Below are 15,048 nucleotides of genomic sequence, written 5' to 3' on the forward strand. Positions count from 1 at the left end.
AACGCGTTGTGGCTACTAGAAACTCTAATGGCCACAACGCGTTTGTGTCACTTATTCAGTTTTTTGCTAGCGAGCTGCCAGCAATTCGTCGCGTACCCTAAGGGCCTTTTCGCGAAGAGCTGCCGTGCTTGGACCCTCTTTAAGAATGTCCCGGCTGCTTGTGCCCAACACCTGGCCGTAGCTGGAGGCGAATGACTTGGCAATATCTGCGGCCGTCGCCCCCTGCGCACCGAGTCCGGGAGTCAGCAGCGGAGCCTTGCTCGCTGCCAGATCAATTCCGAGTTTCGCCGGCGCGTCCCCGATGGTTGCTCCGACGACCAACCCAACGTGTCCCAAATCTTCTGCAGCGGCATTATCCGCTGTGACTTGGTCAATAATTGATTTAGCAACCGAGTTTTCACCACCTACGTGCTGGACGGATGGCCCTTCCGGATTGGAAGTCAGTCCCAGAACGAACACTCCCCTGCCGGTGGCAGCCGCCAGATCCAAGGCCGGACGCAGCGATTCATAACCCAAATATGGGCTCAGCGTCACTGCATCGGCAGCCAGTGGCGAAGCATCATCGAGCCATGCCGTAGCGTAAGCGGCCATGGTCGAACCGATGTCCCCGCGCTTGGCATCAGCCAGCGTCAGCAGTCCTGCAGACTTCGCGGCACTCAAAGTTTCTTCCAAAGCGGCAAATCCCTTGGACCCGAATCGCTCGTACAAAGCGACCTGGGGCTTGAGAATTGCCGCTGCACCGGCCATCGCTTCCACGACGGTCAGTGAGAAAGATCGCACACCCTCGGCCGTGTCCTCCAGCCCCCAGGCTTCCAGCAACGCTGGGTGCGGGTCGATCCCCACGCACAGCGGGCCGGAAGCCTGCATGGCTGAACGAAGCCGTTCTCCAAATGGGATGGGCTTAGGCATTGCGCGCCGCGTTGAGGTTCGCGTCGTGCACCTGCAAGCTGGTGACGTCCCATTCGTATTCGCGCAGGGCGTCGATCGCCTGCACCGAAGCGTTGAACTCTGCCACGGTGGTGATCACCGGGGTGCCAACCGAGGTCGCAGCGGCGCGGATTTCGTAGCCATCGCCACGTGCGTCCGAGCCCGAAGGGGTATTCAGGATCAGGCCGATCTGGCCATCGATGATCAGATCGACGATGGACTCGCCTCCTTCGTGCAGCTTGCCGACCACCTGGGTCGGGATGCCGTTGCGGCGCAATACTTCTGCGGTGCCGCCGGTGGAGATGATCTCGAAGCCCTGGTCAGCAAGGTGCTTGACCGGAAGCACGATCGAGCGCTTGTCGCGGTTGGTGACCGAGACGAAAACCTTGCCCGAAGTTGGCAGCGGGTTGTTCGCGGCAGCCTGCGACTTGGCGAAAGCGGTGTCGAAGTACTTGTCGAAGCCCATGACTTCGCCGGTGGAGCGCATTTCTGGGCCCAGCAGCGAGTCAACGACCTTGCCCTCCGGGGTGCGGAAGCGAGCGAATGGCATGACTGCTTCCTTGACCGCGATCGGAGCCGAATCCGGCAGGTGCGCGCCGTCGCCAGTTGCTGGCAGGTAGCTGCCGCGCAGTTCGGCCAGGGTCTTGCCCACGCCGATCAGTGCGGCGACCTTGGACAGCTGCACGCCGGTAGCCTTCGAGGTGAACGGCACGGTGCGCGAGGCACGCGGGTTCGCTTCGATGACGTAGAGGATGTCCGAAGCCAGTGCGAACTGGATGTTGATCAGGCCGCGTACGCCTACGCCTTCGGCGATGGCACGGGTTGCTTCCTTCACGCGGTCGCGCACATCGGCGCCCAGGGTGATCGGAGGCAGGGTGCACGCCGAGTCGCCGGAGTGAATGCCGGCTTCCTCGATGTGCTCCATGATGCCGCCGACGTACAGGTCGGTGCCGTCGAACAGGGCGTCGACGTCGATCTCGATGGCGTCTTCCAGAAAGCGGTCCACCAGTACCGGGTGGTCCACGGTGATTTCGGTGGCGTTGGTGATGTAGCGCTCGAGGTTGGCCTCGTCGTACACGATCTCCATGCCGCGGCCGCCCAGCACGTAGGAAGGGCGCACCAGGACCGGGTAGCCGATGGAGTCGGCGATGGCCTTGGCATCGGCGAAGGATACGGCGGTGCCGTTCTTCGGTGCGATCAGCCCGGCGTTATCCAGCACCTGCTGGAAGGCGCCGCGGTGCTCGGCCAGGTCGATGGCTTCTGGCGAGGTGCCCAGGATCGGCACGCCAGCGGCCTTCAGATCGGCAGCGAGCTTCAGCGGGGTCTGTCCGCCCAGCTGGACGAAGACGCCCAGCACGCCGCCGGTTTCCTCTTCAGCGTGGATGACTTCGAGCACGTCTTCCAAGGTCAGCGGCTCGAAGTAGAGGCGATCGGAAATGTCGTAGTCGGTGGACACGGTTTCCGGGTTGCAGTTGACCATCACGGTCTCGTAGCCCTCGGCACGCAGTGCCATCACCGCGTGCACGCAGGAATAGTCGAACTCGATGCCCTGGCCGATGCGGTTCGGACCGGAACCGAGGATGATCACGGACTTCTTCTCGTGGCGTCCCAGTTCGGTTTCTTCATCGTACGAGGAGTACATGTACGGGGTGAAGGCCTCGAACTCGGCCGCGCAGGTGTCCACGGTCTTGTAGACCGGGCGCACGCCCAGCGCGTGGCGGATGCCGCGGATAACAGCCTCGGACTTGCCGGTGAGCTGAGCCAGCTGGGCATCGGAGAAGCCGTGGCGCTTGGCTTCGCGCAGCACATGCTCCGGCAGGTGCTTGTTTTCGGCCACCAGCTGCGCGACCTCGTTGATCAGCTGCAGCTGATCCAGGTACCAAGGGTCGATCGCGGTGGTTTCGAACAGCTGCTCGATGGAGACACCGGAGAACAGCAGGCGCTGGACCAGCGAGAGGCGCTCGGTCGAACCCTTGACGATCGAGGCCAGCACGGCTTCGTGCTCGGACTCCGGGATCGGCTCGAAGGACAGCTCCGAACCCTTCTGCTCCAGGGAGCGCAGGGCCTTCTGCAACGCTTCGGTGAAGTTGCGGCCCAGGGCCATTGCTTCGCCGACCGACTTCATGGTGGTGGTCAGGGTCCGGTCCGCAGCCGGGAACTTCTCGAAAGCGAAACGCGGAACCTTCACGACCACGTAGTCCAGGGCCGGCTCGAAGGAGGCCGGGGTCTTCTGGGTGATGTCGTTCGGGATCTCATCCAGGGTGTAGCCTACGGCCAGCTTGGTGGCGATCTTGGCGATCGCGAAGCCGGTGGCCTTGGAAGCAAGTGCCGAGGAGCGCGACACGCGCGGGTTCATCTCGATGACCACGACGCGCCCGGTGTCCGGCTCGATGGCGAACTGGATGTTGCAGCCGCCGGTGTCCACGCCGACTTCGCGGATGACCGCGATGGAGATGTCGCGCAGCTTCTGGTATTCGCGGTCGGTCAGGGTCATGGCCGGGGCCACGGTGATCGAGTCGCCGGTGTGCACGCCGACCGGATCGAAGTTCTCGATGGAGCAGACGACCACGACGTTGTCGTTCTTGTCGCGCATCATCTCCAGCTCGTATTCCTTCCAGCCCAGGATGGACTCCTCAAGGAGCACCTCGGTGGTTGGCGAGTACTGCAGGCCGGCGCCGGCGATGCGGCGCAGGTCTTCTGGGTTGTAGGCCATGCCCGAACCCAGGCCGCCCATGGTGAACGAGGGACGCACGACGACTGGGTAGTTCAGCTCTTCGACGGCGGCGAAGGCTTCGTCCAGGGTGTGCACGATGACCGAGCGGGCCGATTCGGCGCCGCAGCGCTCAACGACGCCCTTGAACTTCTCGCGGTCCTCGCCCAGCTCGATGGCTTCGATGTTCGCGCCGATCAGCTCGACGTCGTACTTTTCCAGCGCGCCGGACTTGTCCAGTGCGATGGCAGTGTTCAGTGCGGTCTGGCCGCCCAGGGTTGGCAGGATCGCATCCGGGCGTTCCTTGGCGATGATCTTCTCGACGACCTCGGGGGTGATTGGCTCGACGTAGGTGGCGTCGGCGAATTCCGGGTCGGTCATGATGGTGGCCGGGTTCGAGTTGACCAGGATGACCCGCAGGCCTTCCTCCTTCAGCACGCGCAGGGCCTGGGTGCCGGAGTAGTCGAATTCAGCGGCCTGGCCGATGACGATCGGACCCGAACCGATAACGAGAACTGATTTCAGATCGGTGCGCTTAGGCATTACTTGCTGTCCTTTTCTGCGGCGGAATCCAACGCGGTCATGAAGCGGTCAAAGAGGTAGGCGGCATCGTGCGGGCCGGATGCTGCCTCGGGGTGGTACTGCACGGAGAAAGCCGGGATGTCCAGGCAGGACAGGCCTTCGACCACGTGGTCGTTCAGGGAGTAGTGCGAAACCTCGACCTTGCCGAAGCGCTCTACCGGTGCGGTCATCGTGCCTTCGATTGGCGCGTCGACGGCGAAGCCGTGGTTCTGGCTGGTGATCTCAACCCGGCCGGTGGACTTGTCCATGACCGGCTGGTTGATTCCGCGGTGGCCGAAGCGCAGCTTGTAGGTCTCGAAGCCCAGGGCACGGCCCAGGATCTGGTTGCCGAAGCAGATGCCGAAGTACGGCATGCCTGCATCGAGCACCGAGCGGACCAGTTCCACCTGTGCGGTGGCGGTGGCCGGGTCACCAGGACCGTTGGAGAAGAAGACTCCGGATGCGCCGGTGGCCTTGATGTCTTCCAAGGTGGCGTTGTAAGGCAGCACGTGCACGCGCAGGCCGCGTTCGGCCAGGCGGTGCGGGGTCATCGACTTCATGCCCAGGTCGATGGCGGCCACGGTGTGCTTGGCCTCGCCGGTGTAGCCGTGGTCGACTGGCTCGACGATGTAGGCTTCGGAAACCGAAACCTCGGCCGAGATGTTGCGGCCGGCCATCGATGGCTGCGCCTTGACGGTCTCGATCAGCTCGGCGTCGGACTTCGCGGCGTCGTCGCCGGAGAAGATGCCGGACTTCATGGCGCCTGCTTCGCGCAGGTGGCGGGTCAGTGCACGGGTATCCACGCCCTGGATGCCGACGATGCCGTATTCGACAAGTTCTTCATCCAAGGTGCGTTCGCTGCGCCAGTTGCTCGGTCGTCGGGCCGCGTCGCGGACCACGTAGCCGGCGGCCCAGATGCGGGTGGACTCCGGATCTTCCGAGTTCACGCCGGTGTTGCCGATGTGCGGGAAGGTCTGCACGATGATCTGGTGCGCGTACGACGGGTCAGTCAGGGTTTCCTGATAGCCGGTCATGCCGGTGGTGAACACGGCTTCGCCTAAGGTGGTGCCCACGGCGCCATAGCTGCGTCCGCGGAAGATGCGGCCATCTTCAAGTACCAACACGGCTGGTAGGTTGCTCAGGGAATTCACTTATTTGTCTCCTGCTCGGCTTACGTCGACGTGCGACGCCAGCAACTGATAAATCTTTGGGGTGTCTTCGGAGTACCGCGGGCGGAATCCGGTGTCGAAGGTGAAGCCATCCTTGGTCCAGGTGATCACGATCAGGCCGTTCTTTTCCACGACCTTGCCGACCATCCCGTTGCTTCGCTTGACCTGTACGTACTGTTCCCACGGGATATGCACATCGCGTGCTCCGGATCGGATCAGGTGGATCCCGGCGCGCCCCAGTTCCAAGGTGGCGTTGGTGCGCACTCCCAGGTCGTGGACGGCGATGCGGGCCAGCCAGTCATCGAATTCGGTGGTGACCACGTACATGCCGGCGAAACTGTGCTCAGCCTGGTCCTCGAACGCCGCATAGGGCTCGGGGATCTGGGACTGGCGGGCCTTGAGGTTCCGCCATCCGACCAGGATCAGGGTGATCGCCAGGACGATCGCGAAGATCGTCCACAGTACCGGGGTCCAGGCTCCCTCAGGCATTGGCTGCCCTCGGGGTTCCCAGCTTGCCATCCAGTACGGTGGCGTGGCCGTGGAAGAAGGTCGCGCGCACCGAACCTGGCAGCTCCATGCCGGCGAACGGCGAGTTGCGGCCCTTGGTGGCCATGGCCGATGGATCCACGATCCAGCGTGCTGCCGGGTCCACGAGGGTCAGGTTGGCCGGTTCGCCCACGGCGATCGGGCGGCCCTGGTCGGCTACGCGGCCGATCTGCGCCGGAACTTCCGAGGTGATCCGCGCAACCGCGTCCCAGCCCAGCAGACCGGTTTCCACCAGGGTGTGCTGCACGATGGACAGTGCGGTTTCCAGACCGGTCATGCCCATGGCGGCAGCGCCCCATTCGCAGTCCTTGGCTTCGGAAGGGTGCGGCGCGTGGTCCGTGCCGATCACGTCGATGGTGCCATCGGCGACGCCGTCGCGCAACGCCATGACATCTTCTTCGCGGCGCAGCGGCGGGTTGACCTTGAATACCGGGTCGTAGGTGCGCACCTTTTCGTCGGTGAGCAGCAGGTGGTGCGGGGTGACTTCGGCGGTGACCTGGATGCCGCGGGCCTTGGCCCAGCGGATGATCTCTACCGAACCGGCGGTGGACACATGGCACACGTGCAGGCGGGCACCGACGTGCTCGGCCAGCAGCACGTCGCGGGCGATGATCGACTCTTCGGCCACCGCTGGCCAGCCTGGCATGCCCAGGATCGAGGAGACTTCGCCCTCGTTCATCTGGGCGCCTTCGGTCAGGCGCGGTTCCTGTGCGTGCTGAGCGATGACTCCGTCGAAGGCTTTCACGTATTCCAGGGCGCGGCGCATCAGCAGCGGATCCCAGACGCAGATGCCGTCATCGGAGAACATCTTCACCTGGGCGCGCGAGTCGGCCATGGCGCCGATTTCACTCAGTTGCTTGCCGGCCAGTCCGACGGTGACTGCGCCAACCGGGCGGACATCCACCCAGCCTGCAGCGCGGCCCAGTTCGTAGACCTGCTCGACGACGCCGGCGGTGTCGGCTACCGGGGTCGAGTTTGCCATGGCATGCACGGCGGTGTAGCCGCCCAGGGCTGCTGCCTGCGAACCGGTTTCCACGGTTTCAGCATCTTCGCGGCCTGGTTCGCGCAGGTGGGTGTGGGTGTCGACCAGCCCGGGCAAGAGCACGAGATTCTTCGCGTCAATCACCTGGTGCTGGTCGGTGGCTTCAATGCTGCCGATCTGCGCGATCTTGCCGTCGACGATGAGCACGTCGGTTGGTTCGCCGCCGAGGATGGATACCTGCTGGATTAAGTAGTTCATGGGTTCTTCCTTCAGATCAGGTCGCCGGAGAGGAGCATGTAGAGGCTGGCCATGCGCACGGCCACGCCGTTGGTGACTTGGTCGAGCACGGTGGATCGCGGCGAGTCGGCGGCTGCCGAGGAGATTTCCAGGCCGCGGTTCATCGGGCCCGGGTGCATGATCAGGGTTTCGGCGCCCGAGGCGTCCAACTGCGCCAGGCGTGCATCGTCCAGTCCCCAGTAGCGCGAGTATTCGCGGGGGTTCGGGAAGTACGCGGCGTTCATGCGCTCGCCCTGCACACGCAGCATCATCAGCGCGTCGATGCCCGACGCGATGACTGCGTCCAGGTCGTAGCTGATAGTGCATGGCCAGGATTGCGCGCCGAAAGGCAGCAGGGTCGGCGGGGCGACCATGGTCACTTCAGCGCCCAGGGTGTTCAGCAGCCACAGGTTGGAGCGGGCCACGCGCGAATGCAGGATATCTCCGACGATCGCGACCTTCAGCCCGTCCAAGCCGCGGCCTACCGGGCTGGTTCCCTCGCGCAGGGCCACTTGGCGGCGCAGGGTGAATGCGTCCAGCAGCGCCTGGGTGGGGTGTTCGTGGGTGCCATCCCCGGCGTTGACGATCGGCAGGCCGATCCAGTCGGTGGCTGCCAGGCGTGCAGGTGCGCCGGAGTCCGGGTGGCGGATGACTACCGCGTCGGCTCCGATGGCCAGCAGGGTCTGGGCGGTGTCCTTCAGCGATTCGCCCTTGGACACGCTCGAGCCCTTGGCGGAGAAGTTGATGACGTCGGCGCTCAGGCGCTTGGCGGCCGCTTCGAAGGAAATGCGGGTGCGGGTGGAGTCCTCGAAGAAGAGGTTCACCACGGTGCGTCCGCGCAAAGCTGGAAGCTTCTTGATGGCACGGGTTCCCGATTCGCGCATCTGTTCGGCGATATCGAGGATTCCGATGGCTTCTTCGCGGCTCAAATCCGCGGTGGACAGCAGGTGTTTCACGAGGCGCCCTCGATTACTACTTCGTTTTTTCCGTCGATTTCTGCCACGTGCACGCGGACCTTTTCGCTTTTCGCGGTCGGCAGGTTCTTGCCTACGTGATCGGCGCGGATCGGCAGTTCGCGGTGACCGCGGTCAACCAGCACGGCCAGGCGCACGATGCGTGGGCGGCCCCAGTCTGCCAGGGCGTCCAGTGCGGCGCGAATGGTCCGTCCGGAGTACAAGACGTCGTCCACGAGCACGACGACTTTGCCGTCGATCCCGCCAGCAGGCAGGCGTGTTGGAGCCGGGGTGCGGGTGGTGGAGTGGCGCAGATCGTCGCGGTACATGGTGATGTCCAGCTGCCCTACGAGAGTTGCAGGATCCAGATCGCCGGGGGCGGTGGCTGCGATGCGCGCTGCCAGACGTTGAGCCAGCGGGTATCCGCGGCTGGGAATGCCCAGCAGCACCAGGTCGTCGGTGCCCTTGTTGGCTTCGATAATTTCGAAGGCTACGCGAGTGAGTACACGTTCGATGTCTTCGCCGGTAAGTACCGTGCGGGCGGCATCTGGCACTGAATTTTCATCCATGCTGTGCACCTCTCCCTTCTCCGCCTCACGGGACGGGATTTAAAGGAATGTTGCTATCTAAAATTAGCACGAGCGCGAGCCGATTCCCTAGCGGAAACCTATGCATGGCACTGAATAGCCAGTGGGATCGCTCACAAGTATTCATTGGCCGACCGCCACCATCGGCAGAACCATGCACTTCCCGCCATACTCCCCGGCAGCAGGCTCGTTGCTGTTGCGATCGACACATCTGCAATGTGGCGTATTCGCGGGTTTGATGCGCCGCTATTGGCCCACGCGCCCGTTGAGGCATTCGCGCAGCAGATCGGCATGCCCGCCGTGCCGGGCGTACTCCTCGATGCGGTGGACCATCAGCTCGCGTACCACGACCTGCTCCCGCCCAACGCGCTGGCCGAGGTCCTCGAACGCCTCAAGGAGCAGGTCGGTGGCCTGCTGCTCGCGATGCAGCACCACAAGCGCTTGGGAGACCTGGGCGTCATCGGGTCGCTCGATGTCGAAATCCGAGCCCGGCGGGCCGTAAATCCTGCCTTCGGGCTCGCCCTGGCTGATCCAGTTGCGCCAGTCCCGCTCCACTTCGCCCAGATGGCGCAGCAACCCCAGCAGACTGAGCGTCGAGGGAGGGACCGATCGTTCCGCCAGTTGCCGCGCGTCCAGCCCCTGGGCATTTGAGCTCGATGGTCAGCCGGTAGTCGCGCAGAAAGCGCTGGCAGGTGGCCCGTTCCCCCACCGGATCGGCTTCGCCCGCTTCTCGGGGATCCTGGGCGGGGTCCAGCCACATGTCGGGAACTAGTACGGATTCGCTCCAGCGTTCAGGCACCTGGTTCATCCAGCCATCATTACCGCTGCGCCAGCGCAGGGCAATGCCGGAGCGCAAAAAAGCCTGGGCCGGAACCCCGTAAAGGGGTTCCGGCCCAGGCTCGGAATGAAGAGGATCGAATTAGTCGACCAGGGTGTCCTTGACGCTCTGGATGCGACCCAAAACGCCATTGACGAACTCTGGAGATTCATCGGTGGACAGCTCCCGGACGTTCACCACGGCTTCTGCCACGGCTACTGCATCGGGAACGTCATCGTTGTACAGCAGCTCCCAGACACCGATGCGCAGTGCGCTGCGGTCAACCGCTGGCATGCGCTCGATGGTCCAGTCCTTGACGTAGCTTTCGAGAACTTCGTCAATGCGGTCCAAATGGGCCATGACGCCTTCGATGATCGTCAGCGAGTACTCGTTGAGTACGATGTCCGAGTTTTCCCGTCGCGAAATGGCTACAGCCAGCGGATTAACATCGCGAGCTTCAGCCTCAAACAGGAATTCCAGGGCTCGACGACGGGCTTTGGCGCGTGCTCTCACTAGTTGACACGACCCAGGTAATCGCCGGTACGGGTGTCAACCTTGACCTTGGTGTTCTGCTCAACGAACAGTGGAACCTGGATTTCCTTGCCAGTTTCCAGGGTTGCTGGCTTGGTGCCGGCCGACGAGCGGTCACCCTGCAGGCCTGGCTCGGTGTAGGTGATTTCCAGGATGACCGAAGCTGGAAGCTCCAGGTACAGTGGGCTGCCATCGTACATTGCGATGGTCAGTTCCTGGTTCTCCAGCAGGAAGCCCGCTGCGTCGCCAACGGTGGTGCCGCTAACGGTGAGCTGGTCGTAGTCTTCCAGGTTCATGAAGACGTAGTCTTCGCCATCCTGGTAGAGGTACTGGTAATCGCGGCGGTCGACGGTTGCCAACTCGATCTTGGTGCCAGCGTTGTAGGTCTTGTCCAAGACCTTGCCGGACATGACGTTGCGCATCTTGGTGCGAACGAATGCGCCGCCCTTGCCTGGCTTGACGTGCTGGAAGTCAATGATGGTCCAAAGCTGGCCATCGATCTTGATGACCTGTCCATTCTTGATGTCAGTTGTATCCGCCACGGTTCCTCAATCCTCTATTTTCGCCAGCTAGCGCCGGCATTATCAAAAATCCATCTACAAGTTTACCCTACACGCCATGATGCTGTCAGGGTTCTGCACGGTGGTGCGCGTTACTGCGCTGCGCGTTACTGCGCTGCGCGTTCCTCGGCAATTTCCAAGCAGGTGCTTGCCGCGTTGATCAGGTACGCGTCATCATCCAATGCGATGCGCAGCTCCATTGCCTTGCGGAAACGGGTCGCTGCGGCCTTGAAATCGCCCTTCGCGAAGAAGGAGAGGCCAGCGTGGTGGTGCATCAGCGGCTCGTATGCGGTTCCGGCGAATTCCTCGGCCAGCTTGCGCAGGCGGTTGATCGCGCGATCAAAGTCACCTTGCATGCGGGTCAACTCGGTGTCCAGCACGCGCAGGTGCGCGTTGGTCGGCTCCACGAAACGTGATTCAGCGATCAGCTCGCCGGCCTTGGCCAAATCTCCGCGGGCCAGCAGGACCATCACCTGGTCAGTTGGGGAACCGACCTGCAGCTGGCGCTCGGCTGCTGCCTCATCGGCGATGTATGGCTTCAGGGTCTGCGGATCGATCAGCACGCCGTCAACCGACGTGCCGACGCCTTCGCGGTTTACCGATGCGACGTCAATGGCGTATGCGGTGTAGTCAACCATGGAATTACTCCCCGATTTCCTGGTAGGCGGCGAAGAGCAGCGAATTATCGGGGACTTCGTAGATGCGGGGCTTGCCGATGTCTTCGAGCACGACGAAGCGCAGCTGGTTGCCGCGGGCCTTCTTATCGCGCTTCATTCCATCAAGCAGAGCTGACCAGCGGTCATTGCGGTAAGTGGTTGGCAAGCCCAGGGACTTGAGGATCGCCACGTGGCGATCGGCCACCGCATCGGAGGTATAGCCCACCGAGCGGCCCAATTCAGCGGCGAACGCCAGGCCGATGGATACGGCCGCGCCGTGTCGCATCTGGTAGCGCTCGGACAGCTCAATGGCGTGAGCCAAGGTATGCCCGTAGTTCAGGAATTCGCGGTCGCCAGCTTCCTTCAGGTCGTGGGAGACCACCTCGACCTTCACGGCGATGGTGCGTTCAACCAGTTCGCGCAGGCGGTCGCTGGTTGGGTTGATGGCATCTTGCGGATCTTCCTCGATCAGTTCCAAGATGCGCTCGTCGGCAATGAAGCCGCATTTGATCACTTCGGCCATGCCGGTGACCAGTTCGTTCTTCGGCAAGGTGGCCAGTGCGTCCATGTCGGCGAGCACGGCAGCTGGCGGGTGGAATGCGCCTACCAGGTTCTTGCCTTCTGCGGTGTTGATGCCGGTCTTGCCGCCGACGGCAGCGTCGACCATGGCCAGCAGCGAGGTGGGGATGTGGATGACCTTCACGCCGCGCAGCCAGGTGGCCGCAACGAAGCCTGCAAGGTCGGTGACAGCGCCGCCGCCGACGGAGATCACGGCGTCGGAGCGGGTGAAGTCGTTCTTGCCCAGCACTTCCCAGCAGAAGGAGGCAACCTGGATGTGCTTGCCTTCTTCAGCATCCGGAATTTCTGCGGTGAGCGCTTCAAGTCCGGACTTTGCCAGTTCGTCGCGCACGACGTCGCCGGTGGCGCGCAATGCCCGGGGGTGGATTACTAGGACTTTCTTGACCGCTGGGCCAAGCAGTTCGGGCAATTGGCCTAAGAGGCCGTTGCCAACCAAAACAGGGTATGACTCCCCTGGGGTGCTTCCGGTGACCTTCATAGTGGTCGGTGCGATAGGCATCAGTCTAGTTCCTCCTGATGGTGCTGATCTGTCTAGCGTACGCGCGAGCTTGGCCAGAAGTTGCATCTCGTGAGGCTAATCACAGCTGGTCCAACTGCCCCAAAACTTCTTCGACAATTTGCAGAACGGACTTTCCGTCGACGATAACATGCACGTCAGCAAGCATTTCGTAGATGGCGCGACGTTTTTCATAAACTGCGATCCAGCTATTGAGCGCTTCGTCACCTGCCAGCAGCGGGCGGTGCCCATCGCCCTTGATGCGTTCGGCGGCGGCCGCCTCTCCCAGCTCCAGATAGATCACCGTGCCGCGTGAGAGCAGCTGCTGGTTCTCTTCACGCAGCACTGCGCCTCCGCCAGTGGCAACCACTCCGGTGCGCAGCCGGCACAGCGCTTGGACTTCAAGATCGCGGAAATGCGCTTCGCCGTGCTCGGCAAAGATCTGGGCGATGGTGCCGTGATGGGCCACGATCGTCGCATCAGAATCTGCAAAGCTGGTAGAAAGGGCCGAGGCCAGTGACTTGCCCACGGTGGACTTGCCACTGGCCATCGGACCAATGAGGTAGATCATTGCAGCGCGCTTTCTAGACGCCGGTCGAACCCAGGTTGCCCGGGATGTTCGCCAGGTAGGAGTCAATGTTGCGCTTGGTTTCAGCCACCGAGTCACCGCCGAACTTCTCCAGCAGTGACTGGGCCAGCACCAGCGCGACCATGGCTTCAGCCACGACGCCAGCTGCTGGCACCGCACAGACATCCGAACGCTGGTGGTGCGCGGTGGTGTCTTCGCCGGTGGCGGTATCCACGGTACGCAGGGCACGTGGAACGGTGGCGATCGGCTTCATGCCTGCGCGTACGCGCAGCACCTCGCCGATGCTCATGCCGCCTTCGATGCCGCCAGCACGATTGGAATTGCGCTTGATGCTGCCATCTTCGGCGTGCACGATCTCATCGTGCGCCGCCGAACCGCGGCGGGCGGCGGTAGCGAAACCGTCGCCGACTTCTACGCCCTTGATGGCCTGAATGCCCATCAGGGCTGCGGCCAGGCGTGCGTCCAAGCGGCGATCCCAATGCACGTAGGAGCCGATGCCCGGAGGCAGGTTGTAGGCCAGAACCTCAACGACACCGCCCAGGGTCTCCCCTGCCTTATGCGCATCGTCGACTTCGGCAACCATGGCTTCGCTGGTTTCCTTGTGGAAGCAGCGCAGCGGATCGGCATCCAAGGCGGCAACGTCGGCCGCGGCAGGGATCGGCGCGTCAGCCGGTGCGGCGACAGCGCCTACGGCGGTGGTGTGCGAAACCAGTTCGATGCCCAGGTCGTTCAGGAACCGCGAGGCCACGGTGCCCAAGGCGACGCGGGCTGCAGTTTCACGGGCGCTGGCGCGTTCCAGGATCGGACGGGCGTCCTCGAAGCCGTACTTCTGCATGCCGGTGAAGTCGGCATGTCCTGGACGCGGACGGGTCAGCGGAGCATTGCGTGCCATCGAGGCGAGCTCATCGAGATCCACCGGGTCCGCGTTCATGACGCGTTCCCACTTAGGCCATTCGGTGTTGCCGATTTCGATGGCTACCGGACCGCCCTGGGTCTTGCCATGGCGGACACCGCCAAGGAAGGTCACCTGGTCCTTTTCAAACTTCATGCGTGCGCCGCGGCCATAGCCCAGACGACGACGTGCCAGTGCCTCCCGCACTGCTTCGCTATCCACCGATACTCCGGCGGGTAGTCCTTCAAGAATTCCAACGAGTGCCGGGCCATGCGATTCGCCCGCGGTCAACCAACGCAACATGTCATCTATTTTGCCATGACACGAAGTAATTACTGGTGTCGGGCCAGACCCAAAGAGTCATACATCGCATTTGTGACGTCCATGCGACGTGATTCATCCCAGCTGCCGGAGGCAAATAACCGGACCTGTTCCACCGCTTGGTGCACCAGCATGTGCAGTCCGGAAATCACCGTTCCGCCCCAGACTTGTGCCAAGGCCGAAGGCCACGGATCGTAGGCGACATCCAGCAGGATTCCGCTTCCGGCACCGATTTTTTCCACCCATGCGTCGGCGGCACGCGGCGGCAAGGTGGAAAACACCAGCGGCATGGCACCTAGCGTGGAGGCCATGGCTGTGTCGATGGAAGAAATTTCGCGGACGCTGGTTTGCAGGCCCAGCGCCTTAGCCAATTGAACGGCGTAGGTGGCGCGTGAAGCGGAGCGCACGATCAGCGTCAGTTCCTTTACACCCAACTCTGCGGCGGCCTCGATGGCAGCCAGTGCGGTATTGCCCGACCCGAGGATCATCGCCTGGGTGCTGCCGGTGAGCCCGAAATCGGCCAGGGCCTGGACCAGGCCGTCGATGTCGGTGTTCTCCCCATAGAGCGTGCCGTCTTCGCGCGCCACGATGGTGTTCAGCGCACCCAGGCGCTGGACCCGGGCCGAAAGCTCATCCATGTGCGGGACGAAGGCATCCTTCAGCGGCATGGTGACCGAGCAGCCGACCCAGTTTCCGTCGCGCAGGGAACGGGCATGGGCCTTAGCCTGGCCAGGTTCCATATCGATCGCGCTGTAGCTGATGGGTGCTCCGAGCAGCTGGTAAGCCGCCCGGTGCAGTACCGGCGATTTGGAATGGCTGATGGGGTGGCCCAGGACTGCTGCCTGCTTCATGAAGTCTTGCACTTTCTGCTGTTGGTTAGCCGCACGCTGGGAAGA

Annotated in this window: 15 protein-coding genes; all 15 read right to left on the reverse strand. The window is 62.9% G+C overall.

Features of this window, described 5'->3' with window-relative positions; translation table 11 throughout:
- Positions 1 to 66: 66 nt before the first annotated feature.
- The 15 genes from pyrF to AB4Y71_RS10380 all read right to left on the reverse strand — a co-directional run bounded on the left by pyrF (position 67) and on the right by AB4Y71_RS10380 (position 15,003).
- Positions 67 to 909, reverse strand: a complete 843-nt coding sequence (gene pyrF, locus AB4Y71_RS10310) for an orotidine-5'-phosphate decarboxylase (RefSeq protein WP_441720197.1) — start codon at positions 907 to 909, stop codon at positions 67 to 69.
- On the reverse strand, positions 902 to 4,180 hold the full coding sequence (gene carB / locus AB4Y71_RS10315; RefSeq protein WP_441720200.1) for a carbamoyl-phosphate synthase large subunit: 3,279 nt from the start codon (positions 4,178 to 4,180) through the stop codon (positions 902 to 904). Before carB ends, pyrF begins: the two co-directional genes overlap by 8 nt.
- On the reverse strand, positions 4,180 to 5,349 hold the full coding sequence (gene carA, locus AB4Y71_RS10320) for a glutamine-hydrolyzing carbamoyl-phosphate synthase small subunit (RefSeq protein ID WP_102597601.1): 1,170 nt from the start codon (positions 5,347 to 5,349) through the stop codon (positions 4,180 to 4,182). The genes carB and carA overlap by 1 nt, the downstream gene beginning before the upstream one ends.
- Positions 5,350 to 5,856, reverse strand: a complete 507-nt coding sequence (locus AB4Y71_RS10325; RefSeq protein WP_013349059.1) for a PH-like domain-containing protein — start codon at positions 5,854 to 5,856, stop codon at positions 5,350 to 5,352. It abuts the gene before it with no gap.
- Positions 5,849 to 7,153, reverse strand: a complete 1,305-nt coding sequence (locus AB4Y71_RS10330; protein ID WP_441720203.1) for a dihydroorotase — start codon at positions 7,151 to 7,153, stop codon at positions 5,849 to 5,851. Before AB4Y71_RS10330 ends, AB4Y71_RS10325 begins: the two co-directional genes overlap by 8 nt.
- An 11-nt stretch (positions 7,154 to 7,164) precedes the next feature.
- On the reverse strand, positions 7,165 to 8,127 hold the full coding sequence (locus tag AB4Y71_RS10335; RefSeq protein WP_013349061.1) for an aspartate carbamoyltransferase catalytic subunit: 963 nt from the start codon (positions 8,125 to 8,127) through the stop codon (positions 7,165 to 7,167).
- Entirely contained in the window at positions 8,124 to 8,693 is a 570-nt protein-coding gene (pyrR, locus tag AB4Y71_RS10340) for a bifunctional pyr operon transcriptional regulator/uracil phosphoribosyltransferase PyrR (protein WP_013349062.1), read from the reverse strand. The genes AB4Y71_RS10335 and pyrR overlap by 4 nt, the downstream gene beginning before the upstream one ends.
- A 264-nt stretch (positions 8,694 to 8,957) precedes the next feature.
- Positions 8,958 to 9,347 (reverse strand): mycothiol transferase, encoded by a 390-nt coding sequence (locus tag AB4Y71_RS10345; RefSeq protein ID WP_441720591.1) that lies wholly within the window; start codon positions 9,345 to 9,347, stop codon positions 8,958 to 8,960.
- A gap of 283 nt (positions 9,348 to 9,630) precedes the next feature.
- Positions 9,631 to 10,041, reverse strand: coding sequence for a transcription antitermination factor NusB (gene nusB, locus AB4Y71_RS10350; RefSeq protein WP_013349065.1), 411 nt, complete (start codon positions 10,039 to 10,041; stop codon positions 9,631 to 9,633).
- Entirely contained in the window at positions 10,041 to 10,601 is a 561-nt protein-coding gene (efp, locus tag AB4Y71_RS10355) for an elongation factor P (protein ID WP_102597598.1), read from the reverse strand. Before efp ends, nusB begins: the two co-directional genes overlap by 1 nt.
- Positions 10,602 to 10,726: 125 nt before the next feature.
- Positions 10,727 to 11,257, reverse strand: coding sequence for a tetratricopeptide repeat protein (locus AB4Y71_RS10360; protein ID WP_102597597.1), 531 nt, complete (start codon positions 11,255 to 11,257; stop codon positions 10,727 to 10,729).
- 4 nt (positions 11,258 to 11,261) lie between these two features.
- On the reverse strand, positions 11,262 to 12,353 hold the full coding sequence (aroB, locus tag AB4Y71_RS10365) for a 3-dehydroquinate synthase (RefSeq protein ID WP_441720206.1): 1,092 nt from the start codon (positions 12,351 to 12,353) through the stop codon (positions 11,262 to 11,264).
- Between the two features lie 79 nt (positions 12,354 to 12,432).
- Entirely contained in the window at positions 12,433 to 12,921 is a 489-nt protein-coding gene (locus AB4Y71_RS10370; protein ID WP_134780103.1) for a shikimate kinase, read from the reverse strand.
- Positions 12,922 to 12,934: 13 nt separating this feature from the next.
- Positions 12,935 to 14,134: a chorismate synthase gene (aroC, locus tag AB4Y71_RS10375; protein ID WP_441679513.1), complete on the reverse strand. Its 1,200-nt coding sequence runs from the start codon at positions 14,132 to 14,134 to the stop codon at positions 12,935 to 12,937.
- A 29-nt stretch (positions 14,135 to 14,163) separates the two neighbouring features.
- On the reverse strand, positions 14,164 to 15,003 hold the full coding sequence (locus AB4Y71_RS10380) for a shikimate dehydrogenase family protein (protein WP_441720209.1): 840 nt from the start codon (positions 15,001 to 15,003) through the stop codon (positions 14,164 to 14,166).
- Between the last annotated feature and the right edge of the window lie 45 nt (positions 15,004 to 15,048).

The organism is Glutamicibacter sp. MCAF14 (assembly GCF_052114325.1).
Classification (GTDB): Bacteria; Actinomycetota; Actinomycetes; order Actinomycetales; family Micrococcaceae; genus Glutamicibacter; species Glutamicibacter arilaitensis.